This window comes from Clostridium bornimense (genome assembly GCF_018917145.1).
GTDB classification, from domain to species: domain Bacteria; phylum Bacillota; class Clostridia; order Clostridiales; family Clostridiaceae; genus Clostridium_AN; species Clostridium_AN bornimense_A.
This window is the reverse complement of record NZ_JAHLOD010000038.1, coordinates 16,494-32,241: the sequence shown is the minus strand read 5'-3', so window position 1 is coordinate 32,241 and position 15,748 is coordinate 16,494. Positions and strand designations below refer to the sequence as shown.

Here is a 15,748-nt window from a genome sequence, read left to right as displayed (position 1 = left end):
CTGGTGATGATGCCTCTAAGGGATACACCCGTTCCCATACCGAACACGATGGTTAAGCCTCAGAGGGCCGATGGTACTGCACGGGAGACTGTGTGGGAGAGTAGGATGTTGCCAGGTAAATATGGATCATTAGCTCAGTTGGTTAGAGCAACCGGCTCATAACCGGTAGGTCTGGGGTTCGAGTCCCTGATGGTCCACCATATGGGGGTATAGCTCAGTTGGGAGAGCACCTGCCTTGCACGCAGGGGGTCAAGAGTTCGAATCTCTTTATCTCCACCATAAAAGATAGAAGGAATTACAGTTAGTGTACTTCCTTTTATTTTTTTATTTTTTGCAGATATATAAGATAGTTAAGTAAATATTTATGAATATTAAGAAAAAGTTAATCATAATACATGTATCCAAATAATTCAATATATTGTATTATATAAGAAGTGATTAAAAAGAAAGAGGAGTAAATATGTTTGACTATATAATGAAAAATCTGAAAAAGATAAAAGAAGATAAAAGTTTTATATTTATATTATTCTCTATGTTTATAAAAACAACGCTATTTATAATGCTTATATCGGATTCTAAGGCATCTAAAATTAATTTCAAGCAATTATTTGTAGGTGTACCTCAAGTGCTAGTATACATAGCGTTTATATTAATATTTATATCATTTATATATTTATTTAAAAATAAAGGACGGATTATATATGTAATTATTCTGGATTTGGCTTTTACTATTTTACTAATAGGAGACCTTTGGTATTATAGAGGATTTGGATCATTCCTAAATTTATATATGTTAAAGATGACTTCTAATTTAGATAATTTAGGAGAAAGCATAGCATCTATGATAAGATGGGTTGATATTCTTTTCTTTCTTGATATACCTATTTATATATGGATATTAAAAAGAGATAAGAAACCAGTAATTAAGAGACAAGTTAAGATGTTTTTATTTGTGTTTGTTATAGGAATAGGATATATTTCTTATGGATATGTAAAAATAGATAAGTTTCATGGAGGTTATCCAGGACAAGGTTTATTTGAGGCAATATGGTCATCAAATGCGCAAATGTTTAATTTAAGTCCAATAGGTTATCATATATATGATGGTTATAGATTTTATAAGGATACAAAACCATATAACTTAAGCAGTAAGGATGAAAATAAGATAAAGGATTATTACAATAGTAAAGAAAGAGCATTGGAGAAAACAGATGATTTTGGAAGATTTAAAAATAAGAATTTGATAGTAGTTCAATTTGAATCTTTAGAAAACTTTGTGATAAATGAAAAGATAGAAGGTAAGGAGATAACTCCTAATTTAAATAAGTTGTTAAAGAATTCATATTACTTTAGTAATTATTTTGAACAAACTTTAAATGGGACAACTTCTGATGGTACTTTTGTAACAAATACATCAATGTTACCTGTTAAGAGGGGATCTGTTAATTTTGATTACCCTAATAATACATATAATTCATTACCAGTTATATTGAAGAATAATGGATATAACACATATACAATGCATCCTGAGAAGGGGTCTTATTGGAACTGGAAGATGTCAGAGTTGTCAATGGGGTTTGAAAATGCATATGATATTTCTGATTTTAAGGAAACAGAATTTTATGGTTTAGGGCTTACAGATGAATCATTTTTTAAACAAGTTATACCTAGATTGAAAGAAGAAAAAACTCCTTTTTATAGTTTTATGATAAGTATATCCTCACATACCCCTTTTAGTATGCCTGATGAATTTGATAAATTGGGATTGAGTAAGGAGGTAAAGGATACTAAGTTAGGAGGATATGTAACGGCAGTATCATATACGGATTATGTACTTGGCAAGTTCATGGATTCATTAGATAAGGAAGGAATATTAGATAATTCTGTAGTAGTATTTTATGGTGACCATGAAGGTGTAACTAAATTTTATAAAGATGAGATAGATGAGAATCAAGAGTTAGGAAAGAAAGCTATTAATAATGATAAGCATGTTCCACTAATTATTTATGACAAAGAACTTAGTGGAAAAGAAATAAAAACATATGGAGGACAAGTTGATTTTCTACCTACTATAAGTTATCTATTAGGCATTGATGAGAGTGAATATATAGATACAGCAATGGGAAGAAATTTATTAAATACGAATGAAAATTTTGCAGTATTGACTACTGGTGAATATAGAGGAGATAATAAGAAAGAGAAAAAAGAGAAGCTAAAAAGTTTAAATCTTTCTGATAAGATGATAAGAAGCAATTATTTTAAGGATAGAAAGAAGGGAAGATAATTATGAAGGATAAATGGTTATATATAATTACACCGTTCTTTCTATTAGTTCCTGTTTTAACTTATGAGGGTGTAATAGGATGGATGATAGGGTTAATAGGAATATATAAGTGCTATACTTATGAGAAAAATAATAGAGAAGATAAAATAAAAAGAGCTATACGAGTATTATTAATTTGTTGGGTTTTAGGCGCTATGCATTATTTCATAGTTGATAATATTCAAGATATAGTTTTAGCATTATTTATGTAGAGGTATGAGGTATCAAGTTTGATACCTTATATTGTTATTAGGAGGAAATATGTTTTATAGAGTTAAGCAATTTTGGTGGAATATTACGGATAAGATGAATAATGATGATATAAGTTTTGTTAATAATCATTTAAATGAAGAGGAAAAAAGGCTATTTTATAGTTTGTCCAATAGTGAACAAAAACATTCTGTTAAAGTATGTTACAATGCTTTGAATAAACTAAGTAGATATGATATGCTAGATGAAAATAGTATGATAAAGATAGCTCTATTGCATGATATAGGAAAGAGTTATAAACATATTAATGTTATAGAAAAATCTATATTTGTAATTCTAAATAAAATGTTTCCAAGGTTACTTAAAAAGTTTATCAATATAAAGTCGGTAAAGGTTTATTATGAACATGGAGAAATAGGATATAACTTATTAAAAGATAAGGAATATAATGAAGAGATTTTAGATGCCATAAGATTTCATCATAGTAGCAATAATATACGTAATATGAGAAAAAATATATACATGGAAATACTTAAAGAAAGCGATGATGAATGTTAAGATGAATTCAATTGAAAGAAGACAAAAGATAAAAGAATTATTGGGTGTAAATCCAATTAAGGGAGCTGAGTTAGCACAAAGATTTAATGTTACAAGGCAGGTTATTGTAAAAGATATTTCTATATTAAAGGCAGAGGGATTAGAGATAATATCTACATCATCTGGTTATATATTAAATAGTAATATTGGAGTAAGAACTATTGTAACAGTAAAGCATAGTGAGGATGAAATAAAAGATGAACTTGGAATAATTATTAAGTATGGAGGAGTTATTGAGGATATAACTATAGAACATCCTTTGTATGGTAAGATAACAGGAAAGATTATGATTAAGACATTACATGATATAGATATTTTTATGGATAAGGTACGTAATCTAGATATAGATGTGTTATCTTCAGCAGCAGGAGGAGTGCATTTACATACTATATATACAGAAAATCAGGAGAGTATGGATAATATAATTAAAGAATTAAGAGATTCAGGTTATTTAATTAGTACATAAGGAGGATATGATGAAGAAAAAATTATTAACGATAGTTGCTATATTATTATTAGTGATTATAGGTGGTTTTGTTGGATTATCAAGTTTTATTATTGATATTCAATGGTTTAATGAAGTTGGATATGAATCAGTATTATGGACTAGAATATTTGCAAGACTTGTTATTTTCATTCCTATTTTTTTAGTAATGTTTATATCACTAAGTGTATATGGCAATATATTAATAAAAAATTATAAGAAAAGTAAAGTTGTAAAAGAGATTAATGTAGAAGGGGATAAAAAGTTAAAGCGTATAACAAAAGGAATCATATTACTAGTGTCATTGTTGATGTCTATTACGTTAACTAGTGCATATTGGTATGATGCGTTGACATTTTTAAATTCTACTGATTTTAATGTTGCAGATCCTGTGTTTAATAAAGATGTATCATTTTACATGTTTAAGTTGCCGTTTTTAAATTCTATTTATTCATTAGTATTTAATATACTTATTTTAATGGTACTACTTACAGGGGTGTTTTATTTAGCTACTAATTTATTGAGTGGCAAGAAGATAGGTAATATTAATATAGAAAATATATCAGCAAAAGAGTTTATATCAGCTAAAAATCCTTTAAAGTCTTTTGCAGGAAAGCAACTTGCAATAGTTGTATCTTTGATATTTATTACTTTGGCAGCAGGTTATGTTCTAAAGGGGTATGGTTTAGTATACTCTGGTAGAGGTGTTGTTTTAGGAATATCTTATACTGATAAGGTAATAAGCTTGAATTTCTATAAGGTTATATCTATAGTGTCAATAATTGCTTCTGTTATTGTTTTTATATCAGTTTTAAGAGGTAAAATTAAGCCAATAGTATTTGCTATAGTAGCATTATTTGCATTGATTATAGCGGAGCCTATAGTTTCTGAGTTATATGATAATTTATATGTTAAGCCAAATCAAAGAGATCTAGAATCAAAATATATAAAGAATAATATTGAAATGACTCAAAATGGATTTAATATCAATGATATAGAAGTTAAAGATGTTAAATTAGGTGATAATTTAGATGGTGATGCTGTTTTAAGAAATATGGATACTATAAATAATCTAAAGATTAATTCATTTTATCCTGCATTAAAGTTTTTTAATCAAGCACAAACAATGAGATCATATTATGACTTTGAGGATATCGATGTTGATAGATATGAGATAGATGGAAAGATGACACAAGTATTTATAACTCCTAGAGAAATAAATATAGAGGGGTTACAAGGAAATGCAGATAGTTGGCAAGGAAAGCATTTATTATATACACATGGATATGGACTTGCTATGAGTAGAGTAAATTCTATTACTGACTCAGGAAGACCAGACTTTGTTATGAAGGATGTTCCGATAAATAATGCTACAGATATAAATTTAGAGAATCCACGTATATACTTTGGAGAAAAGACTAAAGATTATGCTATTGTAAATACTACATTAAAAGAAACTGATTATCCTGAGGATGGTAAAGAAAATACTTATGACTATACAGGAAAAGCTGGTATAAAGTTAAACTTTTTAAATAAGTTATTATTTGCTATAAATAAAGGTGATTATAATATGATGATATCATCAAATATAAATAGTGACTCAAAAATATTAATTAATAGAAATATTATTGATAGAGTTAATAAGATAGCACCTTTTCTTACATTAGATGAAGATCCATATCCAGTTATAAGTGAAGGCAGAATAAAGTGGATAATTGATGCATATACAACTTCTAACTTATATCCATTAGCAGAAAGATATGATGGGATTAATTATATAAGAAATTCTATTAAGATTGTTATTGATGGATATAATGGTAGTGTAGATTTCTATATAGTAGATAATAATGATCCAATAGCAGTAACTTATTCAAAGATATATAAGGGATTATTTAAGGATAGTAGTAAAATGCCAGAGGATATAAAGAATCATCTTAAGTATCCACAACATTTATTTGATTTACAAAGTGAGGTTCTAGGAAGATATCATGTTGAGGATGCCAATGTATTCTTTAGTAAAGGTGACTTATGGGATGTATCAGAATTAGAGTCTGGTGTAGAAAATAATGAAGAAAAAGCTGTAAAAGAGGGAGACTATGTTACATTTAAGTTACCTGGCGAAGAAAAAGAAGAAATGGTTATAGTTAATTATCTAAATCCAAGTGCTAAAAAGACTATGGCAGCTATTTTTGCAGGAAGAATGGATGGAGATAATTATGGAAAGTTAATGTTACTTAGGTTACCAACAGATACTTCAATTGAATCACCACAATTTTTTAAGAACACAGTACAACAGGATACAACAATATCAAAAGAAATAACTTTATTAAATTCTAATGGCTCATCTGTTGAATATGGCGAAATATTAATAGTGCCAATAGAAAATTCATTATTATATGCTATGCCAATTTATGTTGAGTCAACAGGAAATAATTCAGTACCTGAAGTTAAGAGAATAATATTAGCTAATGGCAATAAAATTGTTATGGGTGAAAGTGTAAGTGATGCTCTTAATCAGTTATTCAATATTGATACAAGTAGTAATGTAACAATAATTCCAGAAGAGAAAAAAGATAATGTTTTTGACAATGAAGATGAAAAAGCATTAGCTAAAAAGGCAAATGAAAAGTTTAATGAAATGATTGAAGCGCAAAAAAATGGTGATTGGGCAAAGTATGGTCAGTTACAAAAAGAAGTTGGAGATATAATTTCGGAACTTTCTAAATAGAATTTAAAAGTGAACTATTGCAATAACGAATGAATTTTCGTGAGCAATAGTTCTTTTTATTATGGCACAATTAAGTTTAATTTCAGTTCACAGTTTCGGTTAATTTTCCCCTGTAGGGAAAATATCATATATGTTTAGTGCATATATAAAACTGCCACACTCTGATTTCTAACTCCTTTGTATGACAGTCCCTTTTTTCTATTTTATCGATAATTGTGAAATATTTATGTTATTGAAGTTATATCAATTTAGTGTAAAATTATATCTAGAGGTATATTGATAGGAGGGGAATATGGACTACGATGTTATTATCTTAGGTGGTGGTACGTATGGTTGTGCTATTGCTTATGAATTATCTAAATATAGCTTAAATATAGCGCTAATAGAGAAGGAATATGATATTGTAACGGAGATTGATACCATAAATTCTGCTATAGTGTACGATGGATTGCAAGCTAGATCCGACCTAATAGCAAGTCTTGAAGTTGAGGGAAATAGAGCAATTTATGATATATGCAAAAAGTTTAATATATCATTAGAAAGTAAAAATAGTATATTTATTGCATATAGTGAAGGTGGAAGAAAAGAATTAATTAGAAAATTTAATAAAGCCAAGGAACGTGGAATTTATAATATAGAAATAATAGATGGTAAGACAGCCATGGATATGGAAAGTACAATAAAAAAAGAACCTCTTATGGGGATATTATCAAGAAATACAGCTATTGTATCACCATATGACTTTGCAATAGCATTAGGTGAAGTGGCAGCTCAAAATGGAGTGAATTTTAGATTTGCAGAAACTGTTTTAAATATATCTAAAGTATCTAAGGAGTTTTTAATTACTACTACAAAGGGAAAATTTAAGTCTAAGATCGTTATAAATACAATTCCAGATAAGAATTATGATCTAGATAATGAGTTAAGGGAAGAAGACTTTATAAGACATAGAAAGTGGTTAAGTTATTTTACTGTAGATACTCACAAGGAGCCTAAAAATATAATACGGGCTTATGAAGATAATATAAAGACATTGGTAGTTCCTACTAAGCATAATGTACTTGCAGGGGCAATTACCGATGAAGAAATGGATACAGTTACAGCAAATCATCAAGTGAAAAAGTTAATTGCAGGATTGAGAACTCAACATATAACATCTTTCTTAAGTGATAGTTATTATTCTGATGAAATAATACTAGATCAATCTAAGGAAGAGGAAGCTTATATAAAGATTTCAGGAAAAAATTATGGAGAATTAACAATGACACCAGCTATAGCTAGGTTAGTTAAGGAAAGAGTTCTAAATATAATAAAGTGTACTGAAAAGAAAGATTTTATAGATAAAAGAAGAGAAGTATATAGGTTTACAGATTTAAGTGATGAAGAAAGAAATGAGTTAATAAAAATAGATAAGAGATATGGTAAGGTTGTTTGTTTATGCAACTTAGTTACAGAAGGAGAGATAATAGACTCTATTAGAAGACCATTAGGTGCAAGAACTGTTGAGGGGGTAAAGAGAAGAACTGGAGCAATGATAGGTACATGCAAAGGGTCATCCTGTCTTAACAGAGTTGTATCGATACTAGCAAGAGAATTAGATGTAAATGTAGCTGATATTGTTAGGGAGAGTCAAGGATCAAATATTTTAAATGGTAGAATGAAGGAGTTTGAGGAGATTTAATATGGCTGTGGGGGTAATTGAAGTTAGAGATGACTTTAGCTGTGATGGTATAGAATTTAAAAGAAGAGATGATAATACTAAAGAAGTATTTACGTCATTAGTAAGATTAAAGGGATCTAAGGCGTATAATGTATTACCAGTTAAGTCGTCTGAGGAGATAGAAGTAGATAAGTTTATTGAAATATCAAAAGCTATAAGTAGAATATATGTAGGTATACCAGTTTTCGTTGGAGATGTTATCTGTAAAAATATCTTAAATACAGGAATTGATATAATTGCTACAAAGAATATTGATCATTAATCTTTGAAATTATTGACAAAGAAAATTAATATAAATTATAATAAGAGAGTAAAATACAATAATTTATCCCGTGAAGAGAATAGTAACTTTATTAGAAGGCAAAGAGAGTCGATGGTTGGTGTAAATCGATACAACTAATATTGTGAATCCAACTCAGAGGAATTTACGAAGAGTAAATCGGGTCAAACCGTTATTTTATAGAGTGGGCTTTATGCCAATTAGGGTGGCAACGCGGAAACTCCGTCCCTTGTTAGGGGACGGAGTTTTTTTGTATATACATATATATGTAAAAAATACAAATTATTTTAGGATAAGGGAGTAGGTTTAAATGTTAGATTTAAAAAGAATAAGAACTGAATCAGAAGAAGTAAAAAAAGCGTTAGGAAATAGGGGAGAAGATTTTGACGTATCAGTTATTGATAAAATAGTTGAATTAGATGAAGAAAGAAGAAAGATACTAGTTGAAGTTGAGGCATTAAAAAGCAAAAGAAATGCTGATTCTGCAAAAGTACCTGCATTAAAAAAAGCAGGAGAACCAGTAGATGAAATATTTGCTGAAATGAAGAAGATTTCAGAAGAAATAAAAGGATTAGATGAAAAGGTATCAAAGATTACTGAAGAAATAGATTATCATATGCTTAGAATACCTAATATACCAAATCCAGCAGTTCCAGATGGAGCTTCTGATGAAGATAATGTAGAAATCAGAAAATGGGGAGAACCTAGAAACTTTAATTTTGAAGCAAAAGCTCATTGGGATATAGGTACAGGTCTTGATATATTAGATTTTGAAAGAGCTGGTAAGGTAACAGGTTCAAGATTTACTTTTTATAAAGGTTTAGGTGCTAGACTTGAAAGAGCTATAATAAATTATTTCTTAGATACTCATACTGAAAAAGGTTATGTTGAAGTTTTACCACCATATATGGTTAATAGAACTTCTATGACTGGAACTGGACAATTACCTAAATTTGAAGAAGATGCATTTAAGGTAGAGAATAATGGATATTTCTTAATTCCTACAGCAGAAGTACCAGTTACTAATATGTATAGAGATGAAATATTATCAGGAGATCAATTACCTATAAAACATGTAGCTTATTCAGCATGTTTCAGAGCAGAAGCAGGGTCTGCAGGAAGAGATACAAGAGGTCTTGTTCGTCAACATCAATTTAATAAGGTTGAGTTAGTTAAATTTACAAAACCAGAAGATAGTTATGCTGAATTAGATAAATTAACAGCAGATGCTGAAGCTGTACTTCAAGGTTTAGGATTACCATATAGAGTAGTTAGAATATGTAAAGGTGATTTAGGATTTACAGCTGCTTTAAAATTTGATATAGAAGTTTGGATGCCAAGTTATAATAGATATGTTGAAATCTCAAGCTGTTCTAACTTTGAAGACTTCCAAGCAAGAAGAGCAAATATTAAGTATAAAGAAAATCCAAAATCAAAGGCACAATTTGTTCATACACTAAATGGATCAGGAGTAGCTATAGGTAGAACTGTTGCTGCTATATTAGAAAACTTCCAAAATGAAGATGGAACTGTAACAATTCCAGAAGCATTAAAACCATATATGGGTGGAAGAGAAGTAATCAAATAAATGATGTAAATTTTTTAAGAGGTATCGCATGTTTGCGGTACCTTTTTTATGTGAGAATAAATTAGTTAATAATTTTTATAATATAGAAAAAACTATTGCAAAATGGTAAATTGAAGCATATAATAATATATGAACAGTTGTTCATATATTTAAAAGGGAGGGGTAGTATGAAAAGTATAAAAAAGACTTATATCCTAGAAGGATTAGATTGTGGAAATTGTGCTAATAAAATTCAACTAGCTATATCAAAGTTAGATGGTGTTGAGAATGTAAATATAGACTTTTTAACAAAGAAGATGAAAATAGAAGTAAATGATGAAAAAGTTTTAGAAGAAGCAAAAGCTATAGTAGTAAAAATAGAAAGTGATGTTAAAGTTAGAGAAGAAGGATATAAAATTGAAAACCATCAATCAACATGTCATGATGGATGTTGTGATCACCATGGACATGACCACGAACATGATCATCATGATCATGAACATCATCATGATCATAGTCATGGAGATGAAGGAAATAAGGAACTAATAAAAATTGGTATTGCAGCAGCGCTACTTTTAATTGCAATTATATTTAAAAGTAATAAATATATAAGTGTAGCATTATTTATAATAAGTTATATTGTTGTTGGTGGTGAAGTTTTAATTACAGCCTTTAAAAATATATTAAAAGGTCAAGTATTTGATGAAAATTTCTTAATGGCAGTAGCAACATTAGGTGCTTTTTCTGTAGGTGAGATGGCAGAAGGTGTTGGAGTTATGCTTTTCTATTCTGTAGGTGAGTACTTCCAAGGAAAAGCTGTTTCAAACTCTAGAAAAAATATATCAGAACTTATGAATATCAGACCTGATTATGCAAACTTACTTGTAGGCAATAAGGAAGAAAAGGTTTCTCCAGAGAAAGTTACAATTGGAGATATAATTGTTGTAAAGCCAGGTGAAAAGGTACCATTAGATGGAACAATAGTAGAAGGAAAATCTATGGTTGATACATCTGCTTTAACAGGAGAATCAGTGCCTAGAAGTGTTGGCAAAGGTGACAATGTACTTGGTGGATTTATAAATAAAAATGGTTTATTAAAGATAGAAGTTTCAAAAGAATTTGGTGAATCTACAGTAGCAAAGATTTTAGATTTAGTTGAAAATGCTAATTCTAAAAAGGCAAAAGCAGAAAACTTTATAACTAAGTTTTCAAGATATTATACTCCAGCAGTAGTAATAGGTGCTGTATTACTTGCAATAATACCACCATTATTCTTTGGAAAAGAGTTTTCTGAGTGGCTTTATAGAGCATTAATATTCTTAGTAATATCTTGTCCATGTGCATTAGTAATTTCTATTCCACTTGGTTTCTTTGGTGGTATTGGTGGAGCATCTAAAAAAGGTATATTAATAAAAGGTGGTAATTATCTAGATATATTAAAAGATGCCAATGTAGTTGTTTTTGATAAGACAGGAACTATTACAAAAGGAAACTTCAATGTAACTAAGATTGAAAGCATTGAGATGGATGATAGAGAGTTATTAAAATATGCAGCATATTGTGAAAGTTATTCAAACCATCCTATAGCACTTTCTATACAAAAAGCATTTGGAGATAAAGTTGAAAAAGAAAATATTAAAGATTATGAAGAAGTAAGCGGAAATGGTATTAAGGCAACAGTGTTTGGAAAGAAAGTTGCTGTTGGAAATGAGAAGTTAATGAAGAAATTAGGACTTCAAGTGCCTAATGTAACTGACGTTGGTACTATTATTCATGTAGCTATAGATGGTGTTTATTCAGGATATATCTTAATTGCTGATGAAATAAAAGAAAGTAGTAAAGAAGGAATTAAGTTATTAAAAGAGTTAAATATAAAAGATACAATAATGTTAACTGGAGATAATAAATTTATAGCTGAAAATGTAGCTAAAGAAGTAGGAATAGACAAGGTATATAGTGAGTTATTACCTTCTGGAAAAGTAGAAAAGATGGAAGAAATTTTAGAAAAAAATAAAGATGGAAAAGTTATATTTGTTGGAGATGGTGTTAATGATGCTCCAGTTCTTGCAAGAGCAGATATAGGTATAGCTATGGGTGGTTTAGGATCAGATGCAGCTATAGAAGCTGCTGATGTAGTTATAATGACAGATGAGCTTACTAAGATTGCTAGTGCTATTAAGATATCAAGAAAAACTAAACAAATAGTAATAACTAATATAGTTTTTGCATTAGTAGTTAAAGGAATTTTCTTATTACTTGGTGCTATGGGAATAGCGACTATGTGGGAAGCTGTATTTAGCGATGTAGGAGTATCAATAATAGCAATATTAAATTCTATGAGAGCATTAAAAATAAAAGAATAGTTTTAGTTAAGAGAAGCTGTTGCACTAAAGGAGTGTGGCAGCTTTTTTTATAGAAAATAACCCAAGTTTATGACAATAGATTTATGATAGGATACTTATATTATTACAAGGATAGATATTTATTATAAATTTCTACTTTGACAGTATAGTATAATTATTTAAAATTTTATTAAAAAATAAAAAATTATTAATAATTATGATAGAATAAAAAAAAGAATATTTAGGAGAAAATGATGCAAGAAAAAAAGTTTAATAAAAAATATATATTGATAGCTACTGTTATAATTGCTACTACTTGTATAGTATCAACAACAATTATGATGAGCCTAAATAAGCAAAATAAGTATCATTCATATATTAAGAGGGCAGATTCTGCATTAAGTAGAAATAGATATGATGAAGCAATTAATTTATATAAGAAGGCTAAGGAATTTTCCAAGGAAGATACATTAATAGATAATTCAATAAAGTTAGCGAGTATAATGAAGGAACAAGCAGAAGAAGAGGAAAAAAAGGCAAAAGAGGCTAGGGAACAACAGATAAAGCAAAGAGAAGAGGAAAGACTTGCTTATGAAAAACAATTAGAAAAGGAACAACAAGAAAAGAAAAAAGTTGAAGAAAATAAAAAATCAGAATCAAATAATAAAGATAAGGATGATGAAGAAAAGGGCGGTATAGCTAAGGGGGTTGAAAAGTTTTTTAAATCTATATTTGGTAAATAAGCATAAGGGGATAGGATGTTATTATGGAAATATTGAAAAAGTATTTTAAACTAATATGTATTAGTACTTTAGTAGTTATCAGTATAAGTGGGTGTAGTAAGAGCAATGATGTTGTAGAGAATATATCTGAGGATAAGGTAATAGAAGAGGTAAATGATAATTTAATAGAAAGAAATAGTGAGTTTTCTGTTAAATATACTCAATCATCGCAATCATTAAAGGATGCTATAAGCGAATATACAAAAAACTTAGAAAGTGAAGATCCATATTTAAAATCTTCAATATCAAATTTTAAGTGGCAAGTAGAAGAAGAAAAAAATAGTAAGGTAGCTAATTTTAATATTGAATATATAGAAAATAAAGATGAAGAAAAAGAGATAGAAAATAAGATAAAAGATATATTAAAAAACAATATTTCAGATTCTATGTCAACAATAGATAAGGTAAGAGCTATTGATAGTTATATTAGAAACAATATAAGTATAGATGATGATTTAAAAAATTGTAGTGTATATAGTGCGTTAGTTGACGGAAAGACTAATAGTGTAGGATTTTCAAGATTAACATATAGAATACTTAAAGAAATTAATATTGAGAGTAAGATGATAAATGGTAAGGTATATGGAAATAATCATAGTTGGAACTTAGTAAATTTAGATGGAAATTGGTTACATTTAGATATAACAGGGGATAAGTTATTTAAAGGAAAATACTTTTTAATTACTGATGATGCTATTAAAAATATGGGATATCACTGGGATTAAAAATAAAAAATAAAAAAAGATAAAAAATATGTTGACAGTGTCGTAAATATTATATATAATAAACTGCGTAGTCAACTTGGAGAGATGGTCGAGTTGGTTTAAGGCACCGGTCTTGAAAACCGGCGTACGTGTGAGCGTACCTAGGGTTCGAATCCCTATCTCTCCGCCATATGGAGTCCACCAATTAATTGGTGGACTTTTTCGTTTATATTGATAAATTATAAGTTAATATCAATACTACTAAAATTTATTTTAGTTACAGTTTTATCCAGAGTAAAATTTATATGAAATTGATGTAAAAAATTTTTGAAATAACTGTTGACATTATAGAATTAAATTGTTAAAATAAAAAACGTGCCATACATGGAGAGATGGTCGAGTTGGTTTAAGGCACCGGTCTTGAAAACCGGCGTACGTGTGAGCGTACCTAGGGTTCGAATCCCTATCTCTCCGCCATTAATAATTTAATATTATTATAATTCGGAGATGTACTCAAGTTGGCCGAAGAGGCGCCCCTGCTAAGGGTGTAGGTCGTGAAAGCGGCGCGAGGGTTCGAATCCCTCCATCTCCGCCATAAGATCCATCAAATTTTGATGGATTTTTTATTTTTTTGTAAACTATATACACAGATAATACATAGTATGGTAATATTTATTATATGGACATAAATAACTTATATATTAACTGTGTGGTGATTGTATGCTAAAAGGGGATAGACTTATATTAAGGGAAGTAGAAAAGAAAGACTTACATACATATTTAAGATACTGGAGTGATGAAGATATATGTAAGTTTGATGGAGGACTTAAGGAAATACCTAAAATAAATGATTTATATAATTTTTTTGATGCAATTTTTAGAGGAAAGAAAAAATACCTAAGTATAGATAATGAAAAAGGTGTAATAGTTGGTTATGTAACATATATATCAAAAGAATATAATGATAAAGAATATGTATTAGGTATAACTATAGATAAAAAGTTTTGGGGAAGAGGATATGGCACAGAAGCGATGATGGTTGTAATGGAATATTTGTTTAATGAGTTAGATGCAGAAAATATATCATTAGAAGTATTATTGGAAAACGAGAGAGCTGGTATGTGTTATAGAAATTGTGGCTTTAGTGCAGAAAAAGTAAAAGATGAAAAAGTAATGATAGATGGAAAGTATAAAGATGTACTAGTAATGAAAATAAATAGAGATGAATTTTCAAAAACAGTGGATAAAATTTGAAAACATGAATATAATATATTATAGATTTGATTTTTTAATATAAATATGTTAAAATATTTATGCTTGCGGCGGTAGCTCAGCTGGATAGAGTAGGTGGCTACGAACCACTTGGTCGGGGGTTCGAATCCTCTCCGCCGCACCAGAAGATATAACTGGCTAAAATCTAAACCTTAAAGGTTTAGATTTTAGCCAGTTTTTGTTTTATAAAAAATTTTTCCGAAAATAACTTATTATTATGATATAGGCAAAAAGATTTAGTATATTGTTGTAAGTAAGTTGTACTGATTGTGTAGGGAGGATTTTATAAAATGTAAAATAAAAATAAATTTATATTTTATATTTTAAATGATATACATAATATATACATACAATATAAGTACATATATATTTCCGAAATCTAGTTTTTATATTTTTAATGATTAAAAATTTTTAAAATGGACAAGATATATTACTAATAAGTTAAATATACTAGAGGAGGATATTATGATAAGGGTTATGTGTGTTATTGATAGAGATGATTATAAAGCTATAGGACTACATAAGGGGTGGCATTATAAAATAAAAGAAATATTATGTTCTGGTAAGGTGAAAGTTTGTAATGCAGTTGATGGTGTTGTGGTACCAGAGTGGATAGATTCAAGTGATTTTTTTATAGTTGGAACTAATATACCCTTTAGTGAAAAGAATAAGTATTTTGATCTAAGATGCAGAGAATAATGAAGCATCTTTTTTTATTATAAAATTTATATTTTTTTAG

Annotated in this window: 13 protein-coding genes, 6 tRNA genes, 1 rRNA gene and 1 other annotated feature; all 20 genes read left to right on the top strand. The window is 28.9% G+C overall.

The window, feature by feature from the left end; genetic code table 11:
- Positions 1-117, top strand: a 5S ribosomal RNA gene (gene rrf / locus KQI30_RS12475).
- Positions 118-123: 6 nt separating this feature from the next.
- A tRNA-Ile gene (locus KQI30_RS12470) sits at positions 124-200 on the top strand.
- A 3-nt stretch (positions 201-203) separates the two neighbouring features.
- Positions 204-279: transfer RNA gene (locus tag KQI30_RS12465), tRNA-Ala, on the top strand.
- Positions 280-460: 181 nt separating this feature from the next.
- Positions 461-2,284 carry an LTA synthase family protein gene (locus KQI30_RS12460; protein WP_216463673.1) on the top strand — a complete coding sequence of 608 codons (1,824 nt, stop codon included), beginning with the start codon at positions 461-463 and terminating at the stop codon, positions 2,282-2,284.
- 2 nt (positions 2,285-2,286) lie between these two features.
- Positions 2,287-2,535, top strand: a complete 249-nt coding sequence (locus KQI30_RS12455) for a hypothetical protein (protein ID WP_216463672.1) — start codon at positions 2,287-2,289, stop codon at positions 2,533-2,535.
- A gap of 49 nt (positions 2,536-2,584) precedes the next feature.
- Positions 2,585-3,091 (top strand): HDIG domain-containing metalloprotein, encoded by a 507-nt coding sequence (locus KQI30_RS12450; RefSeq protein ID WP_216463671.1) that lies wholly within the window; start codon positions 2,585-2,587, stop codon positions 3,089-3,091.
- Between the two features lies 1 nt (position 3,092).
- Positions 3,093-3,596: a transcription repressor NadR gene (locus KQI30_RS12445; protein ID WP_216463670.1), complete on the top strand. Its 504-nt coding sequence runs from the start codon at positions 3,093-3,095 to the stop codon at positions 3,594-3,596.
- A 10-nt stretch (positions 3,597-3,606) separates the two neighbouring features.
- Positions 3,607-6,342, top strand: a complete 2,736-nt coding sequence (locus KQI30_RS12440) for a UPF0182 family membrane protein (protein ID WP_216463669.1) — start codon at positions 3,607-3,609, stop codon at positions 6,340-6,342.
- 292 nt (positions 6,343-6,634) lie between these two features.
- Complete coding sequence (locus KQI30_RS12435; RefSeq protein ID WP_216463668.1) at positions 6,635-8,023, top strand: NAD(P)/FAD-dependent oxidoreductase; 1,389 nt, start codon at positions 6,635-6,637, stop codon at positions 8,021-8,023.
- A gap of 1 nt (position 8,024) precedes the next feature.
- Positions 8,025-8,324, top strand: coding sequence for a DUF1667 domain-containing protein (locus KQI30_RS12430; RefSeq protein ID WP_216463667.1), 300 nt, complete (start codon positions 8,025-8,027; stop codon positions 8,322-8,324).
- A 61-nt stretch (positions 8,325-8,385) separates the two neighbouring features.
- Positions 8,386-8,575: a binding site (T-box leader), on the top strand.
- A 77-nt stretch (positions 8,576-8,652) separates the two neighbouring features.
- Positions 8,653-9,930: a serine--tRNA ligase gene (serS, locus tag KQI30_RS12425; protein ID WP_216463666.1), complete on the top strand. Its 1,278-nt coding sequence runs from the start codon at positions 8,653-8,655 to the stop codon at positions 9,928-9,930.
- Positions 9,931-10,097: 167 nt separating this feature from the next.
- Positions 10,098-12,272, top strand: coding sequence for a heavy metal translocating P-type ATPase (locus KQI30_RS12420; protein WP_216463665.1), 2,175 nt, complete (start codon positions 10,098-10,100; stop codon positions 12,270-12,272).
- A 233-nt stretch (positions 12,273-12,505) separates the two neighbouring features.
- Entirely contained in the window at positions 12,506-12,994 is a 489-nt protein-coding gene (locus KQI30_RS12415; RefSeq protein ID WP_216463664.1) for a hypothetical protein, read from the top strand.
- 23 nt (positions 12,995-13,017) lie between these two features.
- Positions 13,018-13,758: a transglutaminase-like domain-containing protein gene (locus KQI30_RS12410; RefSeq protein ID WP_216463663.1), complete on the top strand. Its 741-nt coding sequence runs from the start codon at positions 13,018-13,020 to the stop codon at positions 13,756-13,758.
- A 78-nt stretch (positions 13,759-13,836) separates the two neighbouring features.
- Positions 13,837-13,927 (top strand) — tRNA-Ser (locus tag KQI30_RS12405).
- A 196-nt stretch (positions 13,928-14,123) separates the two neighbouring features.
- Positions 14,124-14,214, top strand: a tRNA-Ser gene (locus tag KQI30_RS12400).
- Positions 14,215-14,240: 26 nt separating this feature from the next.
- Positions 14,241-14,332, top strand: a tRNA-Ser gene (locus KQI30_RS12395).
- Positions 14,333-14,457: 125 nt separating this feature from the next.
- Positions 14,458-14,991, top strand: coding sequence for a GNAT family N-acetyltransferase (locus KQI30_RS12390; RefSeq protein ID WP_216463662.1), 534 nt, complete (start codon positions 14,458-14,460; stop codon positions 14,989-14,991).
- Positions 14,992-15,056: 65 nt separating this feature from the next.
- Positions 15,057-15,133, top strand: a tRNA-Arg gene (locus tag KQI30_RS12385).
- Between the two features lie 341 nt (positions 15,134-15,474).
- Positions 15,475-15,708, top strand: a complete 234-nt coding sequence (locus tag KQI30_RS12380; RefSeq protein ID WP_216463661.1) for a hypothetical protein — start codon at positions 15,475-15,477, stop codon at positions 15,706-15,708.
- The last annotated feature ends 40 nt before the right edge of the window (positions 15,709-15,748 follow it).

Bases quoted from the DNA above. Each gene is read 5' to 3' on its own strand.
- KQI30_RS12460 (WP_216463673.1), top strand. From the start codon at position 461: ATGTTTGACTATATAATGAAAAATCTGAAAAAGATAAAAGAAGATAAA.
- KQI30_RS12455 (WP_216463672.1), top strand. From the start codon at position 2,287: ATGAAGGATAAATGGTTATATATAATTACACCGTTCTTTCTATTAGTT.
- KQI30_RS12450 (WP_216463671.1), top strand. From the start codon at position 2,585: ATGTTTTATAGAGTTAAGCAATTTTGGTGGAATATTACGGATAAGATG.
- KQI30_RS12445 (WP_216463670.1), top strand. From the start codon at position 3,093: ATGAATTCAATTGAAAGAAGACAAAAGATAAAAGAATTATTGGGTGTA.
- KQI30_RS12440 (WP_216463669.1), top strand. From the start codon at position 3,607: ATGAAGAAAAAATTATTAACGATAGTTGCTATATTATTATTAGTGATT.
- KQI30_RS12435 (WP_216463668.1), top strand. From the start codon at position 6,635: ATGGACTACGATGTTATTATCTTAGGTGGTGGTACGTATGGTTGTGCT.
- KQI30_RS12430 (WP_216463667.1), top strand. From the start codon at position 8,025: ATGGCTGTGGGGGTAATTGAAGTTAGAGATGACTTTAGCTGTGATGGT.
- serS (WP_216463666.1), top strand. From the start codon at position 8,653: ATGTTAGATTTAAAAAGAATAAGAACTGAATCAGAAGAAGTAAAAAAA.
- KQI30_RS12420 (WP_216463665.1), top strand. From the start codon at position 10,098: ATGAAAAGTATAAAAAAGACTTATATCCTAGAAGGATTAGATTGTGGA.
- KQI30_RS12415 (WP_216463664.1), top strand. From the start codon at position 12,506: ATGCAAGAAAAAAAGTTTAATAAAAAATATATATTGATAGCTACTGTT.
- KQI30_RS12410 (WP_216463663.1), top strand. From the start codon at position 13,018: ATGGAAATATTGAAAAAGTATTTTAAACTAATATGTATTAGTACTTTA.
- KQI30_RS12390 (WP_216463662.1), top strand. From the start codon at position 14,458: ATGCTAAAAGGGGATAGACTTATATTAAGGGAAGTAGAAAAGAAAGAC.
- KQI30_RS12380 (WP_216463661.1), top strand. From the start codon at position 15,475: ATGATAAGGGTTATGTGTGTTATTGATAGAGATGATTATAAAGCTATA.